Genomic DNA, 11,933 nt, shown 5'->3' with positions numbered 1-11,933 from the left:
AAGCCCCTGCACGCGCCCTGCCCTCGAATCGTTAGCCGATCAAGCTTGCGAGACTTTGCCACAGTCCGAAATTTCCCAGATCATTGAAGGTCACCAGCAACATCAGGCCGAGAATTGCCGCCAGCCCTCCGCGAAATGCCCATTCCTGCACCTCGGGCCCGACCGGCTTACGACGGACCGCCTCAATGGCATAGAACAGCAGGTGTCCGCCATCCAGCATCGGAACTGGCAGCAGGTTGATGAACCCAAGGTTGATGGACACCAAGGCGATCAGGAACACGAAGGCGTCCGCGCCCAGGGTGATCTGTTCGCCAGAGACCTTGGCGATCGATAGCGGCCCACCCAATTCCTTCACCGATCGCCGACCGGTGATGATCTGGCCGATCGTTTCCACCATCATGGACACGATCTCCCCGGTGCGTCGAACCGCCACCACCGGTGCCTCGAACAAGCTCACGGGAACGGTGACGCGGTCGCCGCGTGCGATCCCGAGCATGCCGATCCGGTAGTTGTTGCCGAACCGGTCGGTCTGCTGGTCCACCCCGATCGTGACTGGGAGCGTCTGAACCTGACCATTCCGTTCGAAGGCGACCGTCGTCTTCTCTGCCGGATGAATGCGGGTGTACGACAGCATGTCCTCGAAGACGTGGATGTCACGATCGCCGAGCCGAACAATGCGATCACCGGGTTGCAACCCTGCCCGCGCGGCTGCGCTGTTTTCCAGCACCGTGCCGACAACCGGCGGTGTCCGCGTGTCGCCATAGGCCATGGCAAAACCGCCAAGGATCAGCATGGCCAAGAGGAAATTCACGACTGGCCCAGCTGCTACGATGATCGCGCGCTGCCATACCGGCTTTGCCTGGAACGTCTGGTTTCGCTCCTCTTCGGGGAGCGCGAGCCATTCGGCGGAAGGCTGGCTCACCGCGTTCATGTCCCCGGCGAAGCGGACGTACCCACCGAGCGGCATCCAGCCGAGCTTCCATCGCGTCCCGCGTCGATCGGTCCAGCCGGCGATTTCGCGGCCGAAACCGATAGAGAATGCATCGGCTTTCACACCGAACCAGCGCGCGGCAAGGTAGTGCCCCATCTCGTGCACAAACACGAGCGGGCCAATGACCAGGACGAAGGCAAGCAGCGTAAGCAGCAGGCCAGGAGATTCGATCAAGCGGCGCGTCCCTTCACACGCTTCTCCGCAATAACCCTCGCCTCACGGTCGACTTCAAGGACCGCTTCAAGCGTGTCGGGCGCTGCCGGGGAGAAGCGATCAAGCGTATCGGAAACGATTGCGGCAATTTCGAGGTAGCTGATCCGGCCGCCAAGAAACGCTGCGACGGCAATTTCATTGGCAGCGTTGAGGATGGCCGGTGACCCGCCGCCCTCATTAAGCGCGGCGCGCGCTAGGCGCAGAGCGGGAAAGCGTTCCTCGTCAGGTGCTTCGAAATCGAGCCGCCCGACCTTGATAAGGTCGAGCCGCTCACCAGGTGTCGGCATCCGGTCCGGCCACGCCAACGCACAGGCGATCGGCGTGCGCATGTCCGGCGTGCCGAGTTGGGCCAGCACCGACCCATCGACATATTCCACCATGGAATGGATCACCGACTGCCGGTGGACGACAATCTCGATCTGTTCGGATGTCACCGGAAACAGGTGAAACGCCTCGATCAGCTCGAGGCCCTTGTTCATCATGGTTGCGGAATCAACCGAGATCTTAGCGCCCATCGACCAGTTCGGATGCGCAACCGCCTGCGCGGGTGAGATGTCCTGCATCGCCGCGAGCGAGCGATCGCGAAACGGACCGCCGCTGGCGGTCAGGATGATGCGGCTGACCCGCTCCGCCATCCGTGCATCAAGGCACTGGAAAATTGCGCTATGCTCGCTGTCGACCGGCAGCAACGTTGCCCCGCTCTGTCGAACGGCGCGGTTCATCACGTCACCGGCCGAGACCAGCGCTTCCTTGTTGGCGAGGGCCAGCGTCCGGCCCTGCTCCACCGCCGCCATGACAGGTTTCAAACCCGCGCAGCCCACGATTGCCGCGACGGTGATGTCCGCGTCCATCGACGCTGCTTCCTCAACGGCAGCAGCGCCGCCCGCAGCCTCGACGCCAGTCCCTGACAAGGCATCGCGGAGGGCCGTCAGGCATCTTTCGTCCGCGACGACCGCACGCTTGGCATTGGTCCGAATAGCCGCGGCGGCCAGCCGTTCGACATCGCAATTGGCGGTGAGCGCGACCACTTCGAACATCTCGGGAGAGCGTTCGAGCAGGTCGAGCGTCGATGTGCCGATCGAGCCGGTGGCGCCCAGGATCGTGACGGTCCTCATCGGTAAAGGTACGGCGCCACGACCAGGAGAGCTGCGACAGGCGCGACCGGCACGACACCATCGAGCCGATCCAGCAGCCCGCCGTGGCCAGGCAGGATGTTTCCGGAATCCTTCACGCCCGCACGCCTTTTGAGCCAACTTTCATATAGATCGCCTCCCTGCGCAAGAACCGCCAGGAACGGCGTAGCAAGCGTCATCCGCCATGGCAGACCATATTGGACGTGAAGCACGATGGCCAGCAGGCTCGCCGCGACAATGCCACCGATCAGCCCGGCCCATGTCTTGTTCGGCGAGAGCTTCGGCGCAAGCTTCGGTCCGCCGATCGAGCGACCGGCGAAGAACGCGCCGATATCCGTCGCCCAGACGAGCGACAATGCCCAGAATGCCCATAGCAACCCCTCATCCTGGCGTCGCAGGAAGATGAGGGCCAGCACCGGCAACCCGCAGTAGATCACCCCCTGCGCCAGCGACCGTCGGCGGGTCACGATGGCGACGAAGAACGCCGCCCCGACCAGAAGCCCCAAGGCGAAGAAGTCGTGCACTTCCAACACCAGGGTGGCAGGCGCCATCACCGCCAGTGGGACAGACAGGCTATATTGCGCCAGGCGCTTCTCGCGCGCGGTCGCTTTCTGCAGATCCGACCACTCCGCCATCATGAACAACGAGATGACCACCGCCAGCAGCCAAAATGCAATGTCGCCGAACAGCAATGCCATGCTGGCCACCGCAATCATGACCACGCTCGCGATCATCCGCATCCGCAGATTGGACGGCGTTCGCAGCTTCGCGTCGGGGGGCGTCACAACCCGCCAAACCGCCGCTGCCGATTGCCGAAGGCGGCGACGGCCGCGTCCAGATCGGCCGGGCCGAAATCGGGCCAGAGCGTGTCCACGAACAGCAACTCGGCATAGGCCGCCTGCCAGAGCAGAAAGTTGGACAGGCGATGCTCGCCCGATGTCCGGATCAGCAGGTCGAGCGGTGGAAGGTCGCGGGTTTCCAACTCCGCCTCGATCGCGGCTGCGTCAATCTCTTCAGGAGCCTTGTGTTCCGCCAGGCGGCGCGCAGCGCGCACCAGTTCTGCCTGCGCACCATAATTGAGCGCAATCGCTAGCACGGGGCCAGTGTTCGCCTTGCAGCGCGCGACGGCGTCGTCGATCAATGCAACCACGTCGTTTGGAAATTTGCGGTAATCACCCAGGATTTTCAGCCGCACATTCTCGCGGATCAGCTCGGCGAGGTCACTGCGGATGAACAGCCTGAGCAGACCCATGAGGTCGCCCACCTCTTCAGCCGGCCGTCGCCAGTTCTCCGACGAAAAGGCGTAGATGGTCAGCGCCTCGATGCCGATGGCGCGAGCATGGCGAGTCACACGGCGCACGGCCTCGACCCCTGCCTTGTGGCCAGCAGCACGCGGCAGAAGCCGCTTCTTTGCCCAACGGCCATTGCCATCCATGATGATGGCAACGTGGCGCGGCAACGGAGCCGTGCTTCCGCTCGCGAGGACAGGTGCGACGCTCACCGCGACGTCCCCGACGCTCGGGCGGCAGAGGCATGCCCCCTGCACGCCCCCAACAGCAGACGCTGCAGGCCCGTCACTTTCCGAGGATTTCCTTTTCCTTCGCGCTCGCCGCCACATCGATCTCGGCGATCGTCGCGTCTGTCAGCTTCTGCACCTCAGTCTCGTGTCGCTTGCGCTCGTCCTCCCCGAAGACGCCCTTCTTCTCGTCCGTCTTCAGGTTGTCCATGCCGTCGCGGCGGACGTTGCGCACGGCAACCTTGGCCTTCTCCGAGTAAGAGCCGGCCAGCTTGGCGAGTTCCTTGCGGCGTTCTTCGGTAAGGTCGGGGATCGGCAGGCGCAGCGTGGTGCCATCGTTGATTGGGTTGAGGCCAAGGCCAGCCGAACGGATCGCCTTTTCAACGGGGCCGACGTTGCTCTTGTCCCACACCTGCACGCTGAGCATCCGGGGTTCGGGCACCGACACGGTGGCCACCTGGTTCAGCGGCATGTGCGAACCGTAGACCTCGACCGTCACAGGGTCGAGCAAAGCGGTGGACGCACGCCCAGTGCGAAGACCTGCCAGATCGCTCTTCAGGGCTTCAACGGCACCGGCCATGCGGCGCTCGAGGTCCGCCTTGTTATACGCGGGCATCGATCATCTCCTGTTCGTTGGTGACGATCGTCGATACGCCCTCACCTCGCAGCACGGCAGCGAAATTGCCATGCTCCCGGATATTGAACACGACGATCGGAATGTTGGAATCGCGGCACAAGGCGACCGCGCTAGCGTCCATCACCTTCAGGTTCTTGGACAAGACATTGTTGTACGAGATCGTCTCGTACCGCGATGCACCGGCCACCTTCTTGGGATCCGCGTCGTAAATGCCGTCGACGCTGGTACCCTTGAAGAGCGCATCGCAGTTCATCTCGGCAGCGCGTAGGGCGGCACCGCTGTCGGTGGTGAAGAAGGGCGACCCAACACCGGCGGCGAAGATCACAACCCGGTTCTTCTCCAGGTGGCGAACGGCGCGTCGCCGGATGAAGGGCTCGCACACTGACTGCATCGGGATCGCCGATTGCACGCGGGTGTCGACACCGATCTGCTCAAGGGCGTTCTGCACCGCGAGGGCATTCATGACCGTAGCAAGCATGCCCATATAATCAGCCGTTGCGCGCTCGAACCCTTGCGCTGCCGCGGCAAGCCCCCGGAAGATGTTGCCGCCGCCAACGACGACGCACAGCTCATACCCTTCCGCCTTCACGTCAGCGATTTCCTCGGCAACCCGGGCCGTCACCGTCGGATCGATGGACACCCCGTCCGGCCCCATCAACACCTCACCCGAGAGTTTCAGGAGGATACGCTTGTACGTGGGACTGGTCATGGGTTCCGATGTGACTTGGGAAGAGCGGAGCGGACCTTAGGGATGCGATTGCAGGCTCGCAACCACTGTGTCGCTGGCGAGAGTGGTGACGGCGGAAACGAAAATCGGGCCGCCCGCCGCCGCCTGCTCCATGAGAGCAAGCCAGCGCTGGGCGAACCCGAATGATGGCCGTTCACTCGCTTTTCAGCGGAACGGCCGTCAGATCGCGCTATCAGGCGGCCGGTTCGGCCTGCTTGCTCTGCGGCACACCCGAGGCTGCAGCGACTTCGGCAGCGAAGTCAGATGCTTCCTTCTCGATGCCTTCACCAAGCTGGAAGCGGACATAGTCCTTCAGCACGATCGGGGTGCCGGCGTCCTTGCCAGCCTTTGCCACGACGTCGCTGATCTTGGTCTTGCCGTCCATCACGAACAGCTGGCTGACCAGCGCGTGCTCCTTGCGGTACTTGGCGATCGAGCCTTCCACCATCTTGGCGATGATGTCGGCCGGCTTGCCGCTCTCGCCTGCCTTCTCGGCCGCGATGGCGCGCTCGCGTTCGATTTCCGCCTCGTCGAGATCCTCTTCGTTCAGCGCCTTCGGGAAAGCGGCGGCGACGTGCATCGCCAGCTGCTTGCCGAGAGCCTGAAGGACGTCATCGGCCGCTTCGCTCTCCAGCGCGACGAGCACGCCGATCTTGCCCAGGCCAGGTGCCTGCTGATTGTGGACGTAGCCGACGACAGCGCCCTTCGACACTTCGAGCGTCTTTGCGCGACGAAGCGACTGATTCTCGCCGATGGTCGCGACGTTGTTCGTCAGAACCTCGTCGACCGTCTTGCCGCTCGGCATCTTCTCGCCCTTGAGCGCCTCGACGTCGCCGCCGGTCGCTAGCGCGATTTCCGTCACTTCGCGGACGAACTGCTGGAACTGGTCGTTCTTGGCGACGAAGTCCGTCTCCGAGTTCACCTCGACCGCAGCGCCCTTGGTGCCACGAACCGCGATTCCGACCAGACCTTCGGCTGCCGTCCGGCTGGACTTCTTCGCCGCTGCGGCGAGGCCCTTGGTGCGCAGCCAGTCCATCGCCGCGTCCATGTCGCCGCCGGTCTCGTTGAGCGCCTTCTTGCAGTCCATCATGCCGGCGCCGCTCTTTTCGCGCAGCTCCTTGACCATTGCTGCCGTGATATCGGCCATCGTCCTAGTCCTCTTTATCGATCCCGTCGGCAGGATCAGCTCATATGAAAACCCGTTCGTCCGGACCTGTCGAAGTGCCATCTATCTGCGCCGCACAGCGAAGGAAGGATGGTGCCCCGACAAGCCCGGCACGAACGGTGAAAAGCTTGCCGAAGCTGACGCTTATGCGTCGATCTGGCGCGACTCTTCGGTGGCAGCGGCAGGCACGACCGGATCGCTGCCCAGCGATTCCTCGGCCGGCGGCTCAGCCATGGCGCCCAGGTCCGCACCACCACGGCGCTGCTGCTCCGCGTTGCCGCGGGTCGCGGCGATCGCCACTGCCTCGCAATACAGACGGATGGCGCGCGCAGCGTCGTCATTGGCGGGAACCGGGAAGGCAATGCCGTCAGGCGAGACGTTCGAGTCGAGGATCGCCACCACCGGGATACCCAGCGTGTTGGCTTCCTTGATCGCCAGCTCTTCCTTGTTCGCGTCGATCACGAACATGATGTCGGGAATGCCGCCCATGTCGCGAATGCCACCCAGGCTCATTTCGAGCTTGTCGCGCTCACGGGTGAGTTGCAGCACTTCCTTCTTGGTCAGGCCATGCGTGTCGCCCGACAGCTGCTCTTCGAGCGCCTTCAAGCGCTTGATCGAGTTAGAAATCGTCTTCCAGTTGGTGAGCATGCCCCCCAGCCAGCGATGGTTGACGAAATGCTGACCCGAGCGGCGCGCTGCTTCTGCGACCGGCTCCTGCGCCTGGCGCTTGGTGCCGACGAACAGAACCTTACCACCCGACGCGACGGTCGAGCTGATGAACTCCAGCGCGCGTGCGAAAAGCGGCACCGTCTGCGACAGGTCGATGATGTGGACGCCGTTGCGATCGCCGAACAGATACGGCTTCATCTTCGGGTTCCAGCGGTGAGTCTGGTGGCCGAAGTGCGCGCCGGTTTCAATGAGTTGCTGCATCGAGACGACAGGTGCCGCCATGATCATTCTTCCTTCCGGTTAGGCCTCTGGGAAGCGGCTGGTGCGAGCCTGAAAGGCCGGCACACCGGTGGTTTGATGCTTCCCATGCGGAGTTGAGGCCGCGCGGTTAGCGCCAAAGGCCGGAAGATGCAAGGGCAATGTCCACTTGACGAAGTAGAACAGGAGTGGAACAAGCGTGTTGAACATAGAGTGAACGCAACGGCGGCCCGAGATGAAACGAGCGCTTCGTTGGTCCAATTGTTGTCCCGTGGCGGACTAGGATCGGAACGAGGCGTGTTTCCAGCGGTTTATGGCCCACGGTTCGCAAGTCGAGTTGGAGGCGAGCAATGGTAACGGTACTGAGTTTCGCTGTCTTTGCCGGAACGTTGGGAGTGTCGATCTACGCGCTTGTAGTGACGATTGCGCCGCGAATGGACCGTATCATTGGAGCCTTGCGTGGTCAGCCGGCCCATCGCCATCCACTTGCTACGCTGGTGCGCGCGGAGCAGCGGATTGCCGTCAGGCGATGGGCGGCAACCCCTGTACGCTCGTCACCCTCGTCTTCGCGCGCAGCCGCTTGACCTTGCCATAAGCTGCGATGCTGAATGGGATCGCCAGTAGATAGGCAATGCTGATCGCACTGACGGTGTGCCAAGGCGCCGTAACGGCCGCCGCGGCGATGATTACCACCACCGCCAATGCCTCGAACCGGATGTTGCGACGAAGCCGGAGCGATCCCCATGACCAGGTTGCGATGCTGGACACCATCAGGATCGCGGCGAATGCGGTCCAGGGTGCGACAACATAGGATGAGCGTAGAAGCGGCTCATCTGTCCAGAACCACAGGAACATGGGCAATAGGGCAAGGCCAGCTCCAGCGGGCGCAGGAACACCTGTCAGAAAGCCTGCGGATTTGTGCGGCTGCTCGTCAGAGTCGATCGCCGCATTGAACCGGGCGAGCCGCAATGCGGCAAACACCGCCAGCATCAGCGCGGCGATCCAGCCGAAGCGCGGCAGGGACGACAGCGACCAGAGATAGAGGATCAGCGCGGGCGAGACGCCAAAGGAGATGGCATCAGCCAGCGAATCCAGTTCTGCTCCGAAGCGGCTCTGTCCATGAAGAAGCCGCGCAATCCGCCCATCGATGCCATCGAGGAGACCTGCGATCAGGACGAACATGACCGCAAGCTGCCAGTGAGTGCCGATGCGATCGTGCAGGGCGGCGTATTCCGCGCCGCGCTGGAGCAGCAGATCATTCTCCATCATCCGCGCCTTGATCGCGAACTGCACCCCGCTGAGCCCGGAGCACAGCGCCAGGGCAGTGATCGCGTTCGGCGCCACCGCGCGAAGCGGAATTCCCCGACGGGGGCGAACCGGCCGCCTCATTGCGTCACACCCGAAACAGGAATTGCGCCCGCACGCGCTAGCACAGTCTCGCCTGCAATCGCACGCTGCCCAAGGGCGACCTGGGGTGAATAACCCGCAGGCAGGTAGACGTCGACGCGGCTGCCGAAGCGGATCAGCCCAATGCGCTGACCGGCTGCCACCATGTCGCCTACTTTGACGAAGCCCATGATCCGGCGCGCCACCAGCCCGGCGATCTGGGTGAAGGCGACCTTGCGGCCATCATGCCCTTCTACGACGAAATGCTGGCGCTCATTGTCTTCCGAAGCCTTGTCCAAGTCGGCGTTCAGGAACTTGCCCGAAATATAAACCACTTGCCGGATCGTACCCGCAATCGGTGCGCGATTGATGTGAACGTCGAATACACTCATGAACACCGAAACGCGCGTGAGGCGCTCAGCGCCCAACTCACCGATCAATTCGCGCGGCACCGGTACCTCGGCAATCATCGTCACCAGACCATCCGCCGGTGACACGATCAGGTCTTCCCCGCGCGGCGTGGTCCGGATGGGATCACGAAAGAAGGCCGCTACCCACAGGGTGAGGCCGAACAACGGCCAGAAAAAGATGTTGTGGACGATCGTCATCAACAGCGTGATGCCAAATGCGATCGCGGTGAACTTCTGACCTTCGGGATGGATGGCGGGGAAGCGCCATCTGACGGTGGTGGTGACAGGCAGACCCTGCTCTTCGGGCTTTGGTAAGGACGGCATATCATCCGTGTAGCCGTGGCGGCCGCAGGGCACAACGCACGCAGCAGGCAGGTCGCGCGGTTGATAACCCTGGCGGTTGATCCCCCGCCTCCTTACCCTTATCGACCGCGCCAAACCCTCCCTTCAAAGGATACGGACAATGGCGAAGATCAAGGTAAAAACGCCCGTCGTGGAGATCGACGGCGACGAAATGACGCGGATCATCTGGGAATGGATCCGCGAGCGCCTGATCAAGCCGTACCTCGACATCGAGCTCGATTATTACGACCTCGGGATGGAGCATCGCGACGCCACCGACGACAAGGTGACAGTCGACAGCGCCAAGGCAATCCAGAAGTACGGTGTTGGCGTTAAGTGCGCCACCATCACCCCCGACGAGGCGCGCGTCGAGGAGTTCGGCCTGAAGAAGATGTGGAAGTCGCCGAACGGCACGATCCGCAACATTCTGGGCGGCGTTGTTTTCCGTGAGCCGATCGTGATCAAGAACGTTCCCCGCCTGATCCCGGGCTGGACGCACCCGATCGTCGTGGGTCGTCACGCATTCGGCGACCAGTATCGCGCGACCGACTTCAAGGTGCCGGGCGCGGGCAAGCTCACGATGAAGTGGACTGGCGAGGACGGCCAGGAGATCGAGCATGAAGTGTTCGACTTCCCGGGCGCCGGCGTCGCGATGGGCATGTACAACCTTGACGAGTCGATCCGTGATTTCGCTCGCGCGTCGCTGAACTACGGCATCAACCGCAACTGGCCGGTGTACCTGTCGACCAAGAACACCATCCTCAAGGCTTATGACGGCCGCTTCAAGGACATCTTTGCCGAGATCTATGAGGCCGAGTTTGTTGAGAAGTTCAAGGAACTGGGCATCACCTACGAGCACCGCCTGATTGACGACATGGTCGCGTCGGCACTGAAGTGGAACGGCGAGTTCGTCTGGGCCTGCAAGAACTACGACGGCGACGTGCAGTCCGACCAGGTCGCGCAGGGCTTTGGCTCGCTGGGCCTGATGACCTCTGTGCTGATGACGCCCGATGGCAAGACGATCGAGGCGGAGGCCGCGCACGGCACCGTCACGCGCCACTACCGCCAACACCAGCAGGGCAAGGCGACGTCGACCAATCCCATCGCGTCGATCTTCGCCTGGACGGGCGGTCTCAAGTTCCGCGGCAAGTTCGACGGAACGCCTGATGTCACCCGCTTTGCCGAGACGCTCGAGCAGGTCTGCATCGAGACGGTCGAGAACGGCGACATGACCAAGGATCTCGCGATCCTGATCGGCCCGGATCAGAAGTGGATGACCACCGAGCAGTTCTTTGAAGCTGTTCGCGTCAACCTCGAGAACAAGATGGCGACCTGGGCATAAGCCTGCATAAGTCATCGACAGTGAAAGGCCCCGGCACGTTGCCGGGGCCTTCTTCGTTGCAGCCTATCCTCCGTGAAGAGCGGATCGATATCCTTCGTGGATGGGCGCTCATCACCATACTGATTAATCACCTGAGCCAGGTTGTCGAAGCCGACGGCCTCACCGCGTGGTTGATCCCTACACCGACCCGATACGGCTATTCCACCGCAGCCGAGCTGTTCGTGGTGATGTCCGGCTATATGGTTGGCCTGGTCTATCTCGCGCGTGCCAGTGCCGCGCGGGCAGTCATCCGGCGCGCAGGAACGCTGTGGCTGTACAACCTCGCACTCCTCGGGCTCGTTCTCCCGCTGGCCCTATTCATGTCTCCAGCGGAACTGCGCTTCTGGCGGCTGGGGCCGTTCCTCGCTGATCCGCTGCAGGCGACGCTGCAATTCATGACCTTGCAGAAGGCGCCGCGGCTACTCGACATTCTGCTGCTATATGTCACGCTGATGCTCATCGCGCCGTTCGCAATCGCGCTTCATCGTCGCTCGCCGCGGCTGCTCCTGATGGCTTCAATCGCCATTTACCTGGTGGCGCAGGTGCTGACGATCCGGCACGTGTCTGCCGATCCGAGCCATAATGATGACGGCATCCTGAAGCTGATGAGTTGGCAGCTCCTGTTCTTCGGGGCGATGGTGCTCGGTGCGTGGCGCGTTCACATGCCCTTGTTCAGATGGCTCGATGGCAACTGGCGGATCTTGGCGCTGCTGTTGGGGGTGTTCGCGGTCGGCGCGGTCGCGAGGGCCGACGATGTGGCCCGGCCAGAGTGGTTCACCGGCCGCTATGGTCTCAACCTCCTGCGCCTGAGCCACACGATCCTCATGCTGCTGCTATATGCCAGCCTGCTTTCGGTTGCCCGCCGCTTTCTCCAGTCGGCTCCTTTGCGATCAATGGCGCTGATCGGCCGCCACAGCCTGGATTGTTTTGCCGCAGGCCTGCTCGCCACCTATGTGCTGGGACTGTTGTGGGAGCGCTTAGGCGGGGGTCTTATCCTGTACTATGCCGCCGTCCTGGGGGGATTGGCGATAACGCTTGCCGTGGCGAACATGCGTGAGTCGCGAAAGAAGGCGGTGAAACACGGCTGCTGACAAGCCGGGACGCA

General features: G+C 62.7%; 12 protein-coding genes. 2 read left to right on the top strand and 10 right to left on the bottom strand.

What is annotated here, in order from left to right; translation table 11 throughout:
* Window positions 1-31: 31 nt before the first annotated feature.
* The 10 genes from rseP to ACH0BU_RS03565 form a co-directional block, all read right to left on the bottom strand.
* Complete coding sequence (gene rseP / locus ACH0BU_RS03610) at window positions 32-1,165, bottom strand: RIP metalloprotease RseP (RefSeq protein ID WP_136451181.1); 1,134 nt, start codon at window positions 1,163-1,165, stop codon at window positions 32-34.
* Window positions 1,162-2,319, bottom strand: a complete 1,158-nt coding sequence (locus ACH0BU_RS03605; RefSeq protein ID WP_125944933.1) for a 1-deoxy-D-xylulose-5-phosphate reductoisomerase — start codon at window positions 2,317-2,319, stop codon at window positions 1,162-1,164. Before ACH0BU_RS03605 ends, rseP begins: the two co-directional genes overlap by 4 nt.
* On the bottom strand, window positions 2,316-3,077 hold the full coding sequence (locus ACH0BU_RS03600) for a phosphatidate cytidylyltransferase (protein ID WP_046411727.1): 762 nt from the start codon (window positions 3,075-3,077) through the stop codon (window positions 2,316-2,318). The genes ACH0BU_RS03605 and ACH0BU_RS03600 overlap by 4 nt, the downstream gene beginning before the upstream one ends.
* A gap of 41 nt (window positions 3,078-3,118) precedes the next feature.
* Window positions 3,119-3,838: an isoprenyl transferase gene (locus tag ACH0BU_RS03595; protein ID WP_281277152.1), complete on the bottom strand. Its 720-nt coding sequence runs from the start codon at window positions 3,836-3,838 to the stop codon at window positions 3,119-3,121.
* 73 nt (window positions 3,839-3,911) lie between these two features.
* On the bottom strand, window positions 3,912-4,469 hold the full coding sequence (frr, locus tag ACH0BU_RS03590; protein WP_046410555.1) for a ribosome recycling factor: 558 nt from the start codon (window positions 4,467-4,469) through the stop codon (window positions 3,912-3,914).
* Window positions 4,456-5,199, bottom strand: a complete 744-nt coding sequence (pyrH, locus tag ACH0BU_RS03585) for a UMP kinase (protein WP_046410554.1) — start codon at window positions 5,197-5,199, stop codon at window positions 4,456-4,458. Before pyrH ends, frr begins: the two co-directional genes overlap by 14 nt.
* Before the next feature lie 211 nt (window positions 5,200-5,410).
* Window positions 5,411-6,364 (bottom strand): translation elongation factor Ts, encoded by a 954-nt coding sequence (gene tsf / locus ACH0BU_RS03580; RefSeq protein ID WP_125944931.1) that lies wholly within the window; start codon window positions 6,362-6,364, stop codon window positions 5,411-5,413.
* Window positions 6,365-6,526: 162 nt separating this feature from the next.
* Window positions 6,527-7,333, bottom strand: coding sequence for a 30S ribosomal protein S2 (gene rpsB, locus ACH0BU_RS03575; RefSeq protein ID WP_046410551.1), 807 nt, complete (start codon window positions 7,331-7,333; stop codon window positions 6,527-6,529).
* Between the two features lie 498 nt (window positions 7,334-7,831).
* Window positions 7,832-8,698 (bottom strand): CDP-alcohol phosphatidyltransferase family protein, encoded by an 867-nt coding sequence (locus tag ACH0BU_RS03570; RefSeq protein ID WP_046410549.1) that lies wholly within the window; start codon window positions 8,696-8,698, stop codon window positions 7,832-7,834.
* Entirely contained in the window at window positions 8,695-9,429 is a 735-nt protein-coding gene (locus tag ACH0BU_RS03565; RefSeq protein WP_500263776.1) for a phosphatidylserine decarboxylase, read from the bottom strand. The genes ACH0BU_RS03570 and ACH0BU_RS03565 overlap by 4 nt, the downstream gene beginning before the upstream one ends.
* Window positions 9,430-9,568: 139 nt before the next feature.
* Here ACH0BU_RS03565 and ACH0BU_RS03560 point away from each other — a divergent pair, with 139 nt between their 5' ends.
* Both ACH0BU_RS03560 and opgC read left to right on the top strand, forming a co-directional pair.
* Window positions 9,569-10,789: an NADP-dependent isocitrate dehydrogenase gene (locus tag ACH0BU_RS03560; protein ID WP_046410545.1), complete on the top strand. Its 1,221-nt coding sequence runs from the start codon at window positions 9,569-9,571 to the stop codon at window positions 10,787-10,789.
* Window positions 10,790-10,809: 20 nt separating this feature from the next.
* Window positions 10,810-11,919, top strand: coding sequence for an OpgC domain-containing protein (opgC, locus tag ACH0BU_RS03555; RefSeq protein ID WP_500263775.1), 1,110 nt, complete (start codon window positions 10,810-10,812; stop codon window positions 11,917-11,919).
* Window positions 11,920-11,933: the final 14 nt, after the last annotated feature.

The organism is Sphingomonas olei (genome assembly GCF_045369765.1).
Lineage (GTDB): Bacteria > Pseudomonadota > Alphaproteobacteria > Sphingomonadales > Sphingomonadaceae > Sphingomonas > Sphingomonas panaciterrae.
Note: the sequence above shows the minus strand (reverse complement) of the source record. Positions and strands in the feature narration are given on the sequence as shown.